Annotated in this window: 15 protein-coding genes; 7 read left to right on the top strand and 8 right to left on the bottom strand. The window is 43.0% G+C overall.

The genetic code is table 11. From position 1 onward, the window contains the following. Window position 1: 1 nt before the first annotated feature. Complete coding sequence (locus C6Y07_RS08200; protein WP_034660520.1) at window positions 2–901, bottom strand: LysR family transcriptional regulator; 900 nt, start codon at window positions 899–901, stop codon at window positions 2–4. A gap of 172 nt (window positions 902–1,073) precedes the next feature. Here C6Y07_RS08200 and C6Y07_RS08195 point away from each other — a divergent pair, with 172 nt between their 5' ends. From C6Y07_RS08195 to C6Y07_RS08165, 7 genes are all read left to right on the top strand, one after another. Continuing rightward, the gene (locus tag C6Y07_RS08195; RefSeq protein WP_060597629.1) at window positions 1,074–2,069 is read left to right on the top strand and encodes a LacI family DNA-binding transcriptional regulator; all 996 of its coding nucleotides are present in this window, start codon (window positions 1,074–1,076) and stop codon (window positions 2,067–2,069) included. Window positions 2,070–2,241: 172 nt separating this feature from the next. Further along, the gene (gene ganS, locus C6Y07_RS08190; RefSeq protein WP_106156563.1) at window positions 2,242–3,507 is read left to right on the top strand and encodes a galactooligosaccharide ABC transporter substrate-binding protein GanS; all 1,266 of its coding nucleotides are present in this window, start codon (window positions 2,242–2,244) and stop codon (window positions 3,505–3,507) included. 138 nt (window positions 3,508–3,645) lie between these two features. Continuing rightward, on the top strand, window positions 3,646–4,884 hold the full coding sequence (locus C6Y07_RS08185) for a carbohydrate ABC transporter permease (RefSeq protein ID WP_076840566.1): 1,239 nt from the start codon (window positions 3,646–3,648) through the stop codon (window positions 4,882–4,884). A 1-nt stretch (window position 4,885) separates the two neighbouring features. Further along, complete coding sequence (locus C6Y07_RS08180; RefSeq protein ID WP_012011808.1) at window positions 4,886–5,728, top strand: sugar ABC transporter permease; 843 nt, start codon at window positions 4,886–4,888, stop codon at window positions 5,726–5,728. Window positions 5,729–5,739: 11 nt separating this feature from the next. After that, the gene (locus C6Y07_RS08175; protein WP_106073015.1) at window positions 5,740–6,948 is read left to right on the top strand and encodes a glycoside hydrolase family 53 protein; all 1,209 of its coding nucleotides are present in this window, start codon (window positions 5,740–5,742) and stop codon (window positions 6,946–6,948) included. 23 nt (window positions 6,949–6,971) lie between these two features. Continuing rightward, complete coding sequence (locus C6Y07_RS08170; protein ID WP_106156561.1) at window positions 6,972–9,038, top strand: beta-galactosidase; 2,067 nt, start codon at window positions 6,972–6,974, stop codon at window positions 9,036–9,038. Between the two features lie 297 nt (window positions 9,039–9,335). Further along, window positions 9,336–10,664: a CitMHS family transporter gene (locus C6Y07_RS08165; protein WP_106156559.1), complete on the top strand. Its 1,329-nt coding sequence runs from the start codon at window positions 9,336–9,338 to the stop codon at window positions 10,662–10,664. Between the two features lie 45 nt (window positions 10,665–10,709). Here the strand turns inward: C6Y07_RS08165 and C6Y07_RS08160 are convergent, their stop codons facing one another. The 7 genes from C6Y07_RS08160 to C6Y07_RS08130 all read right to left on the bottom strand — a co-directional run bounded on the left by C6Y07_RS08160 (window position 10,710) and on the right by C6Y07_RS08130 (window position 17,475). Continuing rightward, a complete protein-coding gene (locus C6Y07_RS08160; protein ID WP_060597634.1) occupies window positions 10,710–11,138 on the bottom strand; it encodes a DUF4064 domain-containing protein in 429 nt (142 codons plus the stop codon). A 24-nt stretch (window positions 11,139–11,162) separates the two neighbouring features. Beyond that, a complete protein-coding gene (locus tag C6Y07_RS08155) occupies window positions 11,163–12,116 on the bottom strand; it encodes an ABC transporter permease (protein ID WP_060597635.1) in 954 nt (317 codons plus the stop codon). Then, window positions 12,113–13,042, bottom strand: a complete 930-nt coding sequence (locus C6Y07_RS08150; protein WP_106071987.1) for an ABC transporter ATP-binding protein — start codon at window positions 13,040–13,042, stop codon at window positions 12,113–12,115. Before C6Y07_RS08150 ends, C6Y07_RS08155 begins: the two co-directional genes overlap by 4 nt. Window positions 13,043–13,369: 327 nt before the next feature. Beyond that, a complete protein-coding gene (locus C6Y07_RS08145) occupies window positions 13,370–13,708 on the bottom strand; it encodes a zinc ribbon domain-containing protein YjdM (protein ID WP_060597637.1) in 339 nt (112 codons plus the stop codon). A 93-nt stretch (window positions 13,709–13,801) separates the two neighbouring features. Continuing rightward, entirely contained in the window at window positions 13,802–14,941 is a 1,140-nt protein-coding gene (locus C6Y07_RS08140; protein ID WP_106156557.1) for a glycerate kinase, read from the bottom strand. A gap of 31 nt (window positions 14,942–14,972) precedes the next feature. Continuing rightward, window positions 14,973–16,244 (bottom strand): GntP family permease, encoded by a 1,272-nt coding sequence (locus C6Y07_RS08135; protein WP_106156555.1) that lies wholly within the window; start codon window positions 16,242–16,244, stop codon window positions 14,973–14,975. A gap of 118 nt (window positions 16,245–16,362) precedes the next feature. Continuing rightward, complete coding sequence (locus C6Y07_RS08130; RefSeq protein WP_106156553.1) at window positions 16,363–17,475, bottom strand: CdaR family transcriptional regulator; 1,113 nt, start codon at window positions 17,473–17,475, stop codon at window positions 16,363–16,365. Window positions 17,476–17,604 lie beyond the last annotated feature (129 nt).

The raw sequence follows: 17,604 nt of genomic DNA, 5'->3' as shown, positions 1-17,604 counted from the left end.
CCTACTGAGGAGAAGCGTCTTTTCTCTCTTTCCTTAACAATTCAACGAGCAATTCTTTATTTTTATTTCCCCCTGTCATTGGTGACTCGACATAGGAGAATTTTCGTTTGAAATCCATTCCTCTCACAGAAATGACAGCCAATTCACCGCCAATGCTGCCTCGCTGGAGGACATATTTAGATAAAACGGAAAGCCCCATTCCGTGAATCACAGCTTCTTTAATCGCTTGATTGCTGCTAAATGTCACAAAGGTCCGTGCTTTCAGCCCATTTGATTTCAGGACGTGCTGTAAGTATTCTCCGGTACCTGATCCCTCTTCTCTCGTGATCCATGTTTCGTTCTGCAGTTGATCAATCGTGACATCCTTTTTCTTAGCAAAGGGGTGATCTAATGGCGCCACGATATAGAGCTCGTCTTCTAGAAAAGTTTCGACAGTTAGTTCTTTGTCATTGGTCTGTCCTTCGATCAAACCGATGTCAACATGGAATAAGCGGACATGTCTGGCGATCGCCTCTGTGTTATCAATGACCACCTCAATATCAACATGCGGATAGAGCTGATGAAACTCTGCCAATATTTGCGGCAGCACGTACTCTCCAATGGTGAAACTCGCCCCGATTGTCAGCTTCCCTCTTGCCAGATGATGATGCTCATAAATATCCTGCTTCGCCTGTTCATATAAACGAATGATTTGTTTTGATCGATGGTACAGCATATCCCCAGTTGGTGTAACCGTTAATTGCTTTGGCGAACGATTCAGCAGCACGGTCTGGAATTCCTGCTCCAAGTTCTTAATATGAAGACTGACACTCGGCTGAGAAATCCGCAGCTTTTGGGCTGCTTTTGTAAAGTTTTTCTCTTCCACAACTGTCACAAATGTCTTCAGTGCATCGTAATACATCGGTCCCTCTCCTATCAGAAATCTTAATCCAAAACCTTTCATATATATATCTTACTAATTCCTTCCCAGTGCGTAAAGAAGCGCTTAACTGAAAACAATTTAATAAAAATATTTACTAATTTTTTTAAAGACTCTATACTAGGAGGAGATATTTTCTATAGGAGGTGCTGGTTTGGCAGCTAAAATAAAGGACATTGCTGAAAAAGCTGGATTATCCATTGCGACTGTATCTCGCGTACTGAACCAAGATCCCAACCTATCTGTCACGGATCAAACACGCGAAAAAGTATACGCCGCCGCAGAAGCTTTGTCCTATCAAAAGAAAACATTCAAACATTCATTAAAAAAAATCGCCTTTCTCTATTGGATGACCGAAAAGGAAGAGCTTGAAGATATTTATTTCAAATCCATTCGTCTGGGCATTGAGGAACTGACCAATACTCGGAGTTTAAATGTCACCGCTTACAATCCATCTGATGGGCTTCATTCCATTGATCCTTCTACAGAAGGGATCATCGCCATCGGCCGATTTAAAACGTCAGAGCTTGATCAATTATATGCAATCACCCAGCATATCGTTTTTATTGATACGTCACCGGATGAAGACCGTTTTGATTCTGTAAAACCAAATCTAAAACGAATTGTTGAAAAGATCATCGATTCTTTTATTGAAAAAAAACACACATCCATTGGATTCGTAGGCGGCACAGACCTTGACCTGAATACGAATGTGCATATTCCAGATATTCGCGAAACGACTTTCCGTGAATATATGATGGCTCACAATGTCCTTGATGAGCGATTGGTCTATGTCGGTCATCATTTCTCAGTAGATGAAGGGTATTCGCTGATGATGAAGGCGATTGATGAGCTTGGTGATGATCTGCCCACCGCTTTTTGTGTCGCTAGTGATCCTCTTGCCATCGGCTGCTTACAAGCATTAAACGAGCGCGGATTTTCTCTGCCGAACCGCGTGAGCGTCTTTAGTATCAACGATATTCATGTGTCTCAATATGTGTCACCACCGCTCACCACGTATCATATCCACACGTCTTTACTTTGTGAAACAGCTGTCGATTTACTGTTAGAAAGACTTGTGGACGGCAGAGCATTACCTAAAACTGTGCTGATTGCCTCAGAACCTGTCTTTCGGAAAAGTACGATATAAACAACTAGAAGCCCCGTCCAATGTGGAGGGCTTCTTTTCTTTCTATATGAGTAAAAAATTTTACTTAATAAATTTAATAAAATATGTTTACTTTTTTTACTTAAGTTGATATTCTCACATTAAGAAAGCGTTTTCTTATCATCTGTGAAAAAAGAACGAGAGGGGATTACCAATGAAAAAGGGAAAATGGGCGACATTATCAGCAGTCGTTGGTACTGCTGTGCTTCTGCTTTCAGCTTGCGGACCGGGAGATGACAATTCAAGCGGTACACAGCCGGCATCTACAGGTACAAAGACCTTGCTAGTGTGGGAGGATGTCAAAAAGTCTGATGGGATTCAAGACGCTGTAAAAGAATTCGAAAAACAACATGATGTGAAAATCAAAGTGGTCGAAAAAGCTTATGCCGACCAAATTGAAGCTCTACGTCTAGATGGCGCAGCTGGGACAGGTCCAGACGTCATCACGATGCCTCACGATCAAATTGGATCAGCTGTCACTGAGGGGCTATTACAGGAAATCAAACCAGATCAAAAAGTGATTAACTCCTTCACAGACGAATCGATTCAATCACAAACGGTAGACGGCAAGCTGTATGGTCTTCCTAAATCCGTTGAAACGACGGTGCTTTTCTATAATAAAGACCTTGTCAAAAAGGCACCAACGACACTTGATGGCTGGTATGATCTATCGAAAAAGCTGACAAAAGACGGAAAGTACGGCTTTGTTGCGAAATGGGATGAAATTTACTATGCGCAAAGTGTTTTAGGCGGATCTGGGGGCTATATTTTCAAGCAGAAAAGCGATGGCTCTTATGATGTTAATGACATTGGTCTGAACAACGATGGCGCCATCCAAGGCGAAGAATACATTCAAAAATTCTTTAGCGAAGGACTTTTCCCGAAAGGCATCATTGGGGAACAAGGAATCAATGTCCTCAACTCCTTATTCACAGAGAAAAAAGCAGCAGCTGTCATTTCTGGTCCATGGTCATTTGGTCCATTTAAAAAGGCGGGTATTAACTATGGCGTGGCTGAACTGCCAACACTCCCTAACGGAAAACATATGAGCTCCTTCTTAGGTGTAAAGAGCTACAACGTCTCCTCTTATTCTAAAAATAAAGAACTTGCTGAGAAATTTGTTGAATTTATCACGAACGAAAAAAATGCGAAGAAACGCTTTGAATTGACAGAGGAAATTCCACCAGTGAAAAAACTGATGAAAGATCCAATCATTACGGAAAACGCTAATGCGGATGCTGTTTCAAAACAAACGAAATATGCCACGCTGACACCGAACAATCCTGAAATGGTAGAAGTGTGGAAGCCGATTGATAGTGCATTAGGTCTCATTGCAACTGGTCGTACAGATGTGAAAAAGGCATTTGATGATGCGGTCAATCAAATAGACTCTCAAATTAAAGCAAATCACTCCAAATAACCATCAAATGCGGGTAGTCTATCAAACTGCCCGTAGTTGATCTAATTTCATATGAAGTAGGTGTTAGACGTGACGGGTAACCTTGAACTAGACCGCACACACACAGTGGAATCAAAGACACACCGGAGACGGGCGCTAATGTTCTCCTTTATACCCGGGATGGGGCAGATATACAACAAACAGTACGGCAAAGGGGCACTCTTTTTCCTGTTTGGCGTCTCTTTTTTGATTGTATTTTATGATTTATTCAATATTGGCTTCTGGGGGCTGTTCACACTTGGGACGATGCTGCCTCGTGACAACTCTGTTTTTCTTTTAGCAAAGGGGATTATTGCGCTGTTAACAGCTGGTTTTGGTATCGGCTTTTATGTACTCATGATGCGTGATGCTTTTATAAACGGAAAGAAACGTGATCAAGGGGTTCCGCTTCATTCCATCCGTGCTCAATATCATCAGCTCATCGATCAAGGCTTCCCTTACTTAATGAGCACTCCTGCTTTCTTTTTACTTCTATTTTCTGTTGTCTTTCCTATTATGTTCAGCTTTGCGCTTGCCTTTACGAACTATGATTTATACCACTCGCCTCCTGCCAATCTGATCGACTGGGTAGGAATCAAGAACTTTCAAAATATCTTTTCCATTGATATTTGGAGAGACACCTTCATTGATGTACTTGGCTGGACCGTCGTATGGACTTTGGCCGCGTCAACCCTTCAATGTGCCATCGGCATCTTTTTAGCGGTTCTGCTCAATCAGAAGGATTTAAAGGGAAAACGGTTTTTTAGAACCATTTTGATTCTTCCTTGGGCTGTTCCAGGCTTTGTGACCATTTTGGTGTTTGCTGGACTGTTCAATGATACCTTTGGTGCCATTAACAATACACTTTTTGCATCGATAGGGATTGATCCAAAACCATGGCTGACAGATCCATTTTGGAGCAAAATTGCCCTTATTGCGATGCAGACTTGGCTTGGATTTCCTTTTGTTTTCATTATGACAACAGGCGTTTTGCAGGCGATTCCCGAGGATTTATATGAGGCTGCGACCATCGATGGAGCCAATTTTTTTCAGAAATTCCGGTCCATCACGTTACCGCTTGTTCTCTATTCCATTGCACCCATCCTTATCACACAATATACGTTTAACTTTAACAACTTTAATATTATCTACTTATTTAATGGCGGGGGACCGCCTGTTGCGGGGTCAACCGCTGGAGGAACGGACATCTTGGTTTCTTGGATTTATAAACTTACGATGCAGTCCTCTCAATATGCACTCGCTGCGGCTGTCACGATTTTACTTTCAATCTTTGTCATCGCCATTGCACTCTGGCAGTTTAAGAGAACGAATTCATTCAAAGAGGAGGACATGATGTGATATGGGATCAAAACAAAACAAGCTCATTCGCCTGAGCATTACTTATTTTATCCTTTTCATTGCCTCCATTTGTATTCTATATCCACTGCTTTGGACAATCGGTGCTTCCTTTAATCCTGGAAACAGCCTCATGAGTACAAGTATGTTTCCGAAGAATCCAACGTTCAGCCACTTTACCGAGCTCTTTTTCGGTCAGGGAGCACTTTATGCAAAATGGTATTGGAATTCAATGAAGATCAGTATTGCGACTATGCTCTTAACGTTAATTCTTGTCAGTTTTACAGGCTATGCCTTTTCCAGATTCCGTTTCAAAGGACGGAAAAATGGGCTGATGCTCTTTTTGCTGTTGCAAATGATTCCGCAATTTTCAGCGCTGATTGCGATTTTTGTTTTGGCTCAAATGCTTGGACTGATTAACAGCCACCTTGCACTAATTTTGATTTATGCAGGCGGGCAAATTCCGATGAATACGTATTTAATGAAAGGCTATCTTGATGCGATTCCGAAGGATCTCGATGAATCAGCCAGAATGGACGGCGCAGGGCATTTCCGGATTTTCATCCAAATTATTATGCCGCTTGCTAAGCCGATTTTGGCGGTTGTTGCCATCAACTCTTTTACAGGACCACTGGGTGATTTCATCATCTCCAGTGTCATTGTCCGCTCACCCGAAATGTATACGCTCCCGATCGGTCTGTACAATCTTGTGTCAGACAAAATGGGGGCCAGCTACACGACCTTTGCAGCCGGGGCTTTACTCATTGCGATTCCAGTCGCTTTATTGTTTCTTGTTTTACAAAAACAATTTGTATCCGGCCTCACACAAGGCGGGACAAAAGGATAAGGGGAGATTTGATGAAAAAATGGATGCTCGTCACGGTTGTCGTTTTCTTTTTTATGGGGTTAGGTATTTTGCCTGAAGCAAAAGCCGATACGATTTTTGTTCAGCCGATCAATGGACTGCAGGGTGATTTCGTCAAAGGAGCCGATATCTCTATGCTTGCAGAAGTAGAGAGAAGCGGGGGCAGATACTTCGACCAGAACGGAAAACAGGTGGACCCGCTCAAGCTATTAAAGGAAAAAGGCGTCAACTATGTGCGCATTAGACTGTGGAACCATCCATACGACAACCAAGGCCGTGCCTATAACGGTGGGACAAATGATTTAAACACAGCCATCGCTCTATCGAAACGTGCAAAAGCACAAAATATGAAAGTGCTGCTTGATTTTCACTACAGTGATTTCTGGACTGATCCTGGTAAACAATTCAAACCGAAAGTGTGGGCATCTCTTTCACAAAGCGATTTAGAAAAAGCGGTCGGCACTTACACAGGGGATGTACTCAAAGCGATGAGAGCACAAAATGCCCTTCCGAACATGGTTCAGGTTGGGAATGAACTGAACTCAGGCATGCTGTGGCCAAATGGAAAGAGCTGGGGTGAAGGCGGCGGGGAATTTGATCGGCTCGCCGCTTTGCTAAAGGCTGGCACAAATGCTGTCCGCTCTGTCGATTCTAACATCAAAATCATGCTTCACCTTGCACACGGAGGGGACAATGGTGCGTCCCGCTGGTGGTTTGATGAAATCACAAAACGAGGCGTCTCATTCGATACGATCGGTCTATCTTATTACCCGTATTGGGACGGTGGATTTAATGGTCTGACGTCTAATATGAATGATATTAGTGCCCGCTATCACAAAGACGTGATTGTTGTGGAAACCGCCTATGGGTTTACGACAGCAAATGGCGACAACCTAGAGAATTCATTTAATCAAGACTCTGTCAAAACAGCCGGCTACCCGGCTTCACCTCAAGGCCAGGCATCTTTTATACGAGATCTATCAGAGAACATTTCACAAGTGAAAAACAATCGCGGAAAAGGGTTCTTTTATTGGGAGCCGCTTTGGATTCCAGCGAAAGGCGCTCCGTGGTCTAGTCAATACGGGCTGGCTTATATCCAAACAACCGGTACAGTCGGAAATGCTTGGGAAAATCAAGCGATGTTTGATTTCAACGGAAAAGCACTGCCTTCTCTTGATGTATTTAAACAAATGACACCGTAATTAAAAGGATAGGACGTGACAAAATGGGAAAGCGTTACCCACTCGTTCACCCAAATGTGAAAGGCTTTTTGCATGGTGGCGATTATAATCCAGAGCAATGGCTCCATATGCCGGAGATCATTGACGAAGATTTTCGATTAATGAAGCTTGCACACTGTCAAACATTCTCCATCAACATTTTCGCATGGAGTAAGCTAGAGCCAAAAGAAGGGCAGTATGATTTTGCATGGCTGGATGACATCATGGACCGCTTGGCAGCTCAGGGGGCTCACGCCATTCTCGCAACGCCAAGCGGGGCAAGACCTGCTTGGCTGTCACAAGCATATCCAGAGGTATTGCGCGTCGAAGCGAACCGTCAGCGTAATTTACATGGACTGCGCCATAATCATTGCTTCACCTCACCGGTTTATCGAGAAAAAACGAATACACTCAACCGGCTGCTAGCTGAACGCTACAAGGATCATCCAGCACTGATCATGTGGCACATTTCGAATGAGTACGGCGGCGAATGTCATTGTGATCTTTGCCAGGAAGCATTTCGGGACTATTTGAAAGACAAATACAATCATGACCTTGAAGCTTTGAATCAAGCATGGTGGACGGGTTTTTGGAGCCACACGTATAGTGACTGGTCACAAATCGAATCACCTGCACCGCACGGGGAGCACATGATTCACGGGATGAACCTAGACTGGAAGCGCTTTGTCACAGCGCAAACGATCAATTTTTATCAAAATGAAATTGAACCGCTGCGGGAATTGACGCCTCATATCCCAGTGACCACCAACTTTATGGGCGACTACCCGCATATGCGCCCATTCCTTGGGCTGGATTATCATCAATTTGCAAAAGAGGTCGACGTGATTTCATGGGATAGCTATCCAGCATGGCATAGCGGCAGGGAAACAACCTCCGAATTAGCGTCAAACGTCGCCTTCGTTCACGATTTATATCGTTCATTAAAGGACGGTCAGCCATTTCTCGTTATGGAGAGTACACCGAGCCTTGTGAACTGGCATGAAGTGAATAAGGTCAAACACAAAGGAATGGCACACCTTTCTGCCATACAGGCGATTGCCCACGGATCAGACTCCGTGCTTTACTTTCAGTGGCGCCAAGGCCGAGGTGCCTCCGAGAAATTCCATGGCGCCGTAGTCGATCATTCCGGGCATGAACATACGCGCGTGTTTCAAGAAGTCGCTGATCTAGGGAAACAATTGGAGCAGCTGCAGCCCATTGCGGGCACGTCCGTACAACCAGAAGTCGCCATCATATACGATTGGGAAAACCACTGGGCCATTGATGATGCACAAGGCTTAAATAATACAAACAAACGCTATGTAGAGGCTTGTCAAACTCACTATCGAAGCTTTTGGAAAAAAGGCATCCCTGTTGACATTGTCGGCATGGAAAAGGATTTCTCATCCTATCGTGTGCTGGTTGCTCCAATGCTCTACATGATCAAACCAGGCGTCGCAGAAAAAATCGAAGCCTTTGTCAAAAAGGGCGGTATTTTTATCGCGACATATTGGAGCGGCATGGTCGACGAAAACGATCTCTGCTTCCTCGGCGGTTTCCCGGGCCCTCTCCGCCATGTACTTGGCATATGGGCTGAGGAAATCAACACATTGATGCCAGATGAACATGTGTTAATGACCACAGGGAATGGACGCACCTACCATGTCGGGCAATATTGCGAATCCATTCATCCTGAAACGGCCTCTGTGTTAGGGCATTTTGAGAATGGCTGCTATGAAGGACAGCCAGCCCTGACCGTCCATCCTTTTGGAGATGGAAAAGCATACTATATGGCTTCCGAAAATGAGCAGATTTTTTATGATGAGTTCTACGAGGATCTCATCGCAGGAATGGGTATACAGCCCGTCCTATCATCTGTGATTCCAGAGGGAGTTAGTGTACAAAAACGAACAGATGGCACGCAAGACTATGTATTTATGATGAATTTTACAGAAGAGCAGCAGAACATATCACTAGATTCAGCGGAAAGCTATGAAAATATGCTGACTGAAGAGCAGGTGCCAGACCAGCTTCAGCTTGACCCTTACGAGTACGTCATCTTGAAAAAATAATTTGAAAGAAGCGTTCATTCATTGGACGCTTCTTTTATTTTAATGATTCCAAATACCTATACAAATATATTTGCTTGTAGAAGTGCCCTTGAATCGTTATATTTTATCTAAATTTTTTGACATGTTTGATACCGTGCCGTGAATGGATTCGCCATCCTTTTTTACCATTGTATAGGTATGAAAGCGGTTGCCTAATACTTATATTTTTGATACCCTTTTTTTCAATGCAGATATGGGACTGCATTGTCATAAAAAGAGCAAGAAAATGTAAACGGTTTATTGTAGGGGGAGGGACTTATGTTAACGTTTGTTGGATTATTGATTATTTTAACGATTGTTGTATTGCTGATTTGGGGGAAAGCAAGTCCAATTGTTGCCATGGTCATGGTGCCTTTAATCGGGGCATTCATCGCAGGATTTGGAATCAATGACATTCAATCTTTCTTTGAAGAGGGGATTATCAAAGTACTGCCAGTGGCGACCATGTTCATCTTCGCCATTTTATTTTTTGGTATTTTACAAGATACAGGGTTCTTTGAACCTGTAATAAAAGCGCTCATTAAACTGACAAAGGGAAATGTTGTCACGGTTGCGATGGGGACAGCTCTAATAGGAGTAATCGCTCATTTAGACGGAGCAGGAGCTACGACCTTTTTATTAACTGTACCTGCACTGCTACCGCTTTATAAAAAATTACATATGAGTCCGTACTTATTGCTGTTATTGATTGGGACGAGTGCCGGCTTAACCAATATGGTGCCGTGGGCTGGCCCCACAGGACGGGCAGCAAGTGTGTTGAATATAGACCCATCTGAACTTTGGGTGCCGCTCATTCCCATTCAGCTCATTGGAGTCGTTCTCGTATTAGGAATGGCATTTATTTTAGGGAAAAGGGAAGAAAAACGCATTCGGGTAAAAATCGCTGCAAACGAAATCGCTGCTGTTCAATTAGAAGGCGCAGATTGGGACCGGGCTATTCAATCCATTAGCGAGACAGGTGACGCCGCTTTAAAACGTTATCACTTGATGTGGGTGAATTTCATTCTGTTTATAGCCGTAGTTGTCCTTCTTGTGCTCAACGTGATTCCGGCTAGTTATATGTTTATGATTGGTCTTTCTCTCGCACTATTAATTAACTATCCGAAAGTGGATGTACAAATGGAGAGAATCAAGGCGCATGCACCTAGTGCACTCATGATGGCTGCCGTTATTTTCTCCGCAGGTTCATTTTTAGGAATTCTCGAAGGAACGGGCATGCTAAAAGCTATTGCTGTGGACAGCATCCAGATTCTACCTGCTTTCCTGCTTCCTTTTTTACATATCATTGTTGGGATGTTTGGGGTACCGCTGGATATGCTGACAAGTACAGACGCCTATTATTATGCTCTACTTCCAATTGTCGAATCGATTACAACTGAGGTTGGCGTGTCGGGCACTTCCGCTGCGTATGCCATGATGATTGGTAACATCATCGGAACCTTTGTCAGTCCACTCGCTCCAGCCGTTTGGCTTGCGATAGGCCTTGCAGGGGTCGATATGGGGAAACATATCCGCTACTCCTTCTTTTGGATGTGGGGATTCAGTATTATCCTTCTGTTCGTGGCGATGCTGATCGGTATCATTTAAAAAAGAAAGACATGCGTACAACGACGCATGTCTTTTTCTTTGTATTTATGAAGGATATTCACTCGTGTGAATGTCTGTTTTCGGCTTTCTAATAAGAGACATCAATCCAATCACAAACAATAGAACCATTGGAGCAAATGCAAGACCGACTGTTCCAATTAAAAGAGTCACAGCAGAAACCAAGAAAAGAATACCTGAAAGCACGGCACGGCGGTCTGTTTTCAAGAAAATCACACCGACAATCGATAGCACAGCCGCAATTGCGGAAACGACCATGAACTGAGTACCAAATGCATTAACCGAAGCCTGAAGCGTTTCAATCGGCAATGTTTCTCCTTCCTCTTGTAACACTTCATTGATTTCATCATAAAATGATGGACCTAAGGAGAGAATTAATGCTCCAAATCCAACACCAATGACATTGAGGACAATACTAATAATCCCCATAATTTTTTCACCTTTACGTCTAATCATGTGTAAACCTCCTAAAAAGTTAAATTAACTACCTGTTTTCACTTCTCGCTTTTGGAAGACAATTAAGGCAATCGCCAAGAAAATAGCCCAATAGATCACTAGGACTGTTAATGAGAATCCTAGAGACATACCTTCGATAAGAGTAACCTCTTCCATAAAATATTGAGATGGATCATTTGCAAATAACAAATATTTTGCCCAATCAAAGAAGAGCATTAAAATACCTGTAATTGATCCACCCACAATATAAGCTAACACACTAATAGCGATGGAGATAGCTTCACTTCTAAATACTGTAGAAATGGCGAACGAAAGTGTTCCCAATACGACAAACATTGCACAATGAGCAAGATAATAAAAGACCATATTTGCAAACTGCGAACGTTCAATCACTTCACCATTTTGATAGACCAAATTCACATAATCAGTGTTGAGGCCGAAGAAAATGGCACCCAATATAAATGACAAGATAAACAGTACCACAACAAGTAAAAGAGCATACAGCTGCACCGTAATATATTTAGATATTAGGATCTTTAGCCTTGATGGTGGGCGAATCAATAATAATTTAATTGTACCATGCTTGTATTCAGCCGAGACAATGGTGGAAGCAATAATGATCACAAACACACCTACAAGCTGAAGTAAATTGGCGTTTGTTTTCACATAATCCCATACACTGTCACTAAACTGATTAGCTGGCGGTAAGTTATGCTTGATTCGATAATCATTAATAGCGATCTCTTTTTCAAGGCTTCTTTTAAAGAAACCATTTTCTGTTTCTTTGAGTTCCTTCTTGTTCTCAGTATTCATCATTTCTAGCTCGGTTTTCCAATCACCCAAAGCTTGATCTTTGTCATTTGTTTTCACTGCAAAGATCAGTGTGGCAATCATACCTAAAACAAGAAGTCCAACCATAATCCAAGTTCCAACACGATAACTGATCTTCATCCACTCGTTTTGAATGAGGCGAATCATACGTCTGCCTCCTTTTTACCTGTTAAGCTTAAGAACTTATCTTCTAAGGTTTGTTTTTCTATTTTGATTTCGTACAAATGAATGGACGCGTCACTCAAATGACGAATCAATTCCGGCATTTTCTCTTCTGGCAAGGAGAAGAATAAATACTGCTCCTCTTCTCTTACAGTCGTGCCTTCCTCAAATACACCAATGAGCTTCTGCGCTTCTTCCAGCTCACCGGATTCGACCTTCATTCGATAATTGACCAGTTCGTCTTGATTCGTCTCTGTACGCTGATCCTCAATCGCAATCAACTTTCCTTTTTGGATAATCGCAAAACGATCACACATCAATTCCATTTCTGACATGAGGTGACTTGAAACAATGACAGCCAGCCCTTCTTCCTTTGCAAGCCTTCTCAAGTAATCTCGTATCATGCGAATTCCCTCTGGATCAAGTCCATTGGTCGGCTCATCTAATATAAGCAGTTTCGGTCTATGTATGAGTGCTTGCGCAATGCCTAAACGCTGCTTCATTCCTAATGAAAACGTACGGACACGCTTATGTTTCACGTGCTGTAAGCTGACCAACTCTAGCAACTCATCAATTCGCCCTTCATCCACTTTCCCATTCATTCTGGCAAAGTGAACAAGATTTTGTCTGGCTGTTAAGTGATTATACATTTCTGGGTTTTCAATTATGGCACCAACATCTTGAATGGCATGCTGATATGAGGATTGAATACTATGACCATTAATCAGAATGTCGCCAGATGTAATAGGAGAAAGACCGACCATCATACGAATGGTTGTTGTTTTCCCTGCGCCGTTTGGTCCTAAGAAGCCAAAGACTTCGCCCGCTTGGACAGAAAAGCTCAAGTCTTGAACAATCTTTTTCCCGTGAATATGCCTAGATACATTATGCAGTTCTAAAACGTTCGTCACGTTACCTCTCCTTCTTTGTCTAAGTATCATCTATCATCTATTTCCTGATAAACACCATGATCCGTTAAAAATAGAAGAACACTTCCATATGGTACAGCAATGCCCAAAAGTTGTGAAGGGGATTAGCCAAAATTTAGCGAATCATCTGCCTTTTTTAAGGTAGGGTTAAGAAAACAGCAATTTTTTATGTGAAAAGAGGCTTGATTTTTTTAAAAAATGAACCTTTTTCAACAGGTATATATGTATGGAATTCTGTTTAAGATTATTCCTTTCACCTATAAATAAAGAAATAAAAAGAGGCCTCTTACTGACAGCCTCCTTTCGTTATTATACCTTTTTCACAAACTCTGATTTTAACTTCATTGCGCCAAAGCTAGGAATTTTACAATCAATGTTATGATCGCCTTCTACTAAACGAATGCCTTTGACCTTCGTCCCTATTTTTAAAACGGAAGAAGAACCTTTTACTTTTAAATCTTTGATGACAGAGACCGTGTCCCCATCATTTAACAGATTCCCATTCGCATCTTTGACAACAAGCTGGTCCTCTGCCGCTTGTTCTTGTTCAAGTGACCATTCATGCGCACATTCAGGACAAACCAGCAGACTGCCATCCTCGTAAGTATAAGGTGAACTGCATGAAGGACAATTCGGTAGATTAGACATTTGTGTTTCCTCCAACTTTCTATTTTATTTCATACAATTTTACCACATTTCTATAGAAAGGAATGTGATAGAAAAGGAAACATTTTTCAACGTTTACTTATTTCTTCCAATTGATATAGCAGCCGCAATATTCCGAGCGGTTCTCTCTACATGAAGAGCCCCATCTCTCATCGCCTCAGAAAGAGAAGTTACACCTGGAACGATACTAAAAAGTGCATCAATTCCATGCTCATGTACAACTGCACTGTCTTTTGAGAGGGAGCCCGCAATACCAATCACAGGCAGGTGATACTGCTTTGCTGCTTTGGCTACACCAATTGGCGTTTTTCCATAAATGGTCTGCTGGTCAATCCGGCCTTCCCCAGTAATGACAAGGTCTGCCTCCTTGATGACATCATCAAAATGAACTGCCTTCAGCACAATATCAATTCCTCTTTGCAAATCGGCGTGTAAAAAGCCTAATAAACTCGCACCAAGTCCTCCTGCCGCTCCTGCCCCTGCTACACCTTCAAAAAATACATTGAACTGTTTTTCTGCTACTTGTGCAAAATGAGCTAAGTTTTTATCTAACACTTGAACCGTTTCTTTATCAGCACCCTTTTGAGGACCAAATACAGCAGATGCTCCTCTTTCACCCGTTAAAGGATTGTCCACATCACAAGCTGCCTCCAGCCGAACGGATTGCAGTCTTGGGTCAAGTCCAGATAGATCAATAGAAGCTAATTGATGAAGGGTTCCACCGCCTGGCGACAGATCCTGTCCTGCATTATCAAGAAAAGCCGCACCTAATCCTTGCATCATCCCAACGCCGCCATCATTTGTTGCACTTCCGCCAAGCCCAATGATGACATGCTTCGCTCCTTGATCCAGTGCCGCAAGCATTAATTCCCCTGTTCCTCTCGATGTCGTGAATAAGGGATTGCGTTTTTCTTGCGGAACAAGGTGTAACCCAGAGGCTGCGGCCATCTCTATGACGGCAGTCTGACCGTCCCCTAACATGCCAAAAAAGGCATCAACAGGCTCCCCAAGCGGGCCTGTGACCACTTGATTGACAATGTGCCCGCCCGTCGCATCAACTAGCGATTGAACAGTTCCCTCTCCTCCATCTGCCATTGGAAGTTTGATATATTCAGCGTTTGGCAAAATCGCATGAAATCCTCGTTCAATGGCACATGCTGTCTCATATGCAGATAAACTTTCTTTAAATGAATCTGGTGCAATCACAATTTTCATCCTAAAGCCCCTCGTTTCTTATCAAATGTCATCAGCCAAACAACTGGAAAACGCCGAATATAATGGTCGATACGACGGTTAATGTCAAACCAATTAACGATTCAAATGGCATGAGTTTCAACCGCTCTTTGATGTCCATTTGAACACTTCCTGCTGTGGCATGGAAAAAGCTCCCGTGCGGCATATGATCTAGCACTGTTGCCCCAGCATGAATCATGGCTGCTCCTGAAAGAGCAGATACGCCAAGGCCAATTAATGTACCGCTAAATACGCCACTCGCTACCGCCGTTCCTGCTGTTGTCGAAGCGGTGGCGGCTGACATAAATATCCCTGAAGCTGGTGCAAGTAAATACGGAGGTAATCCCGATGCATCGAGTGCTTGAATAAACACATCTTTTAAGGAAGAATTCGATACAATTCCTGCTAGTGTGCCTGTCCCTAATAACATAATCGCTACACCCGACATTTTATGAAGCCCCGATATCGCATAATCATTGAGAAACTTCCCTTTTTTCATGAAAAGAGCGCCTACAATGCCTCCGATCGGTAAGGCGATCATTGGGTCTATATTGATTTGAAAAAGCGGTCTTAAAGCCAACAATAAAATGGTGACAAGCGGACCCGCAAGTGCTTGAAAAAAAGCTGGCACTTGAACTTTGCTTTGCGCAGTTTCCTCTTCAAGAACAGGTGTCCCTTTTTTTGCAAGCTTTTTGGCTAACACATATGTAACAGCCAATCCAAACACAGCCGGGATGACACCCGCAGCCATCATTGAAGTAAGCGGTACACCAAAAGCATCAGAAGCGGCAATGGCATTCGGATTCGGTGACATGATATTCCCTGCCTTCCCGCCTCCAATCATGGCAAGTAGAATCCCCGTTTTCGACAGCTTTGCCCGTTTGGCAATGGCAAGTGCAATGGGCGCTACCGTGATAACAGCTACATCTACAAAAACGCCCACTGTTGTTAAAATCATGGTTGCCAGTGCGAGTGCTAATAACGCCCTCGCCTCTCCAAGCTTTTTCACGATAGCCTCGGCGATAGTTAAAGCTGCACCCGACTCAATCAAAACGCCAGCTAGTACACCTGCCGCCATAATTCTGAGGACAGCCGGAATCATATCCTTAGCGCCTTCCATCATGACGTTGACGGTCTGAACAATATCTACACCGCCTGCCAAGCCGCCTATGAAGGCACCTGCCAGCATGCCATATGCAGGTGATACTTTTTTTAGAATAAGAACAATCGCTATCACAAGCGCCGTCACGGCTCCCAGTGTACTTACTGTCACATCTCCACTCATCCTCGATCTCCCCCAAAATGTCTTTCTCCAATTGTAAGCGTTTACTAGTGGGGATCGGGTTGTGAATCTAGATGAATTTTTTTAATTTATCCCTTCATTCCATTGTGCATATGCACAATCAAGATAGTTGACTCATCAACTGCGCCATATAAAGCTCCATCAACTGTTTCACATGACGGGGATTTTTTCCGGTCAATGCTTGAATTTTATCTAAACGATATCGCAAAGTATTCCGGTGAATAAATAAACGATCAACAATTCTTTGTAAATCACCGCCCTCTTCAATGTAAATCCTTAATGTTTGGGCGAGCTCCGCTTCCTGTGTTAATGGGTTGTAAAAGTCAGTCCATCTAATCTCCTCTTCAACAGCTCCTGCAGTGAGGAATAGCCTTTCCAACTGATAAGATTTAAAAAAATAAATACTCTCCTCGGGATCAAGAGTTTTCCCCAACCTCAAGGCATCTCTTGCGTGCTCAAAAGACAATGGCAGCCGGCTTATGTCGTCAGCGACAGTCCCTATCCCCACCAGCACCTGACCTCCTACTGCTTTTTCCATTGTTCTTTGCAGCTGCCCTGCCACATGCTTTAAACGATGATCAGGGATCGGCTGCCTTAAAAGAACCAATTCATGACGAAAGGTCATGCCAAGCAAATCATCCGCATTCTTATCGTATTGAATCGCATGCATCATTTTATGCACAGCGTCTTCCGAGGATGGAACTGGCTGAAAAACGATGACCATTCGGCGCTTATCTAAATCCATTCCCAGCCATGCAGCTCGGTTCTTTAGCTGATGATCACCAACGTCCGAATCAGAAATTAACTGATTGACAATTTCACTCTCTATTCTTTGCCGCCACTGAATTCGTTCAAGCAGAAAAGACTGCTCTAACACAAGCTCAGCTGCCATTTTCACCAGCTCGGCATGATGCCGAATGTCCTCTGGCTCACCAGTAATTCCAATCACACCAACTACTTGTTCACGAAAGCAAATAGGCAAATTGATTCCAGGTCTCACTCCTTCTAAGCGTAAGGACGCCTCATGGTCAATTTCCATACTGTTCCCGCTTGTCAGCACAAGTCGTGCACCATCATGTTTCTGACCAATCCTGTTTCGTTCACCAGAACCAATTATGACACCATCTGCATTCATCACATTAATGTTTTTATCTAAAATACGCATCGTACGTTCAACCATTTCTTGCGCCAATTCAGCAGTTAAAAATTGCATGAGGCATCTCTCCTGAGGCTGTTTTCATTCAATGTATCATAGTGTCATTGCACAATAAATGCAAAGTGTTCAAAAATGAGGCATTGACAAAGGGACATTGAAAAGTGTTTAATCAAATCAAAGGATCGA

This window comes from Bacillus sp. LNXM12-1 (assembly GCF_003004375.1).
Taxonomy (GTDB): Bacteria; Bacillota; Bacilli; order Bacillales; family Bacillaceae; genus Bacillus.
The sequence above is the reverse complement of the archived record's forward strand: the minus strand, read 5'-3'. Positions and strand labels throughout refer to the sequence as shown.

Excerpts from the sequence above, each read along its gene's own strand:
- C6Y07_RS08200 (WP_034660520.1), bottom strand. The coding sequence starts at position 901 with ATGTATTACGATGCACTGAAGACATTTGTGACAGTTGTGGAAGAGAAA.
- ganS (WP_106156563.1), top strand. The coding sequence starts at position 2,242 with ATGAAAAAGGGAAAATGGGCGACATTATCAGCAGTCGTTGGTACTGCT.
- C6Y07_RS08185 (WP_076840566.1), top strand. The coding sequence starts at position 3,646 with ATGTTCTCCTTTATACCCGGGATGGGGCAGATATACAACAAACAGTAC.
- C6Y07_RS08180 (WP_012011808.1), top strand. The coding sequence starts at position 4,886 with ATGGGATCAAAACAAAACAAGCTCATTCGCCTGAGCATTACTTATTTT.
- C6Y07_RS08175 (WP_106073015.1), top strand. The coding sequence starts at position 5,740 with ATGAAAAAATGGATGCTCGTCACGGTTGTCGTTTTCTTTTTTATGGGG.
- C6Y07_RS08170 (WP_106156561.1), top strand. The coding sequence starts at position 6,972 with ATGGGAAAGCGTTACCCACTCGTTCACCCAAATGTGAAAGGCTTTTTG.
- C6Y07_RS08165 (WP_106156559.1), top strand. The coding sequence starts at position 9,336 with ATGTTAACGTTTGTTGGATTATTGATTATTTTAACGATTGTTGTATTG.
- C6Y07_RS08160 (WP_060597634.1), bottom strand. The coding sequence starts at position 11,138 with ATGATTAGACGTAAAGGTGAAAAAATTATGGGGATTATTAGTATTGTC.
- C6Y07_RS08155 (WP_060597635.1), bottom strand. The coding sequence starts at position 12,116 with ATGATTCGCCTCATTCAAAACGAGTGGATGAAGATCAGTTATCGTGTT.
- C6Y07_RS08145 (WP_060597637.1), bottom strand. The coding sequence starts at position 13,708 with ATGTCTAATCTACCGAATTGTCCTTCATGCAGTTCACCTTATACTTAC.
- C6Y07_RS08140 (WP_106156557.1), bottom strand. The coding sequence starts at position 14,941 with ATGAAAATTGTGATTGCACCAGATTCATTTAAAGAAAGTTTATCTGCA.
- C6Y07_RS08135 (WP_106156555.1), bottom strand. The coding sequence starts at position 16,244 with ATGAGTGGAGATGTGACAGTAAGTACACTGGGAGCCGTGACGGCGCTT.
- C6Y07_RS08130 (WP_106156553.1), bottom strand. The coding sequence starts at position 17,475 with ATGCAATTTTTAACTGCTGAATTGGCGCAAGAAATGGTTGAACGTACG.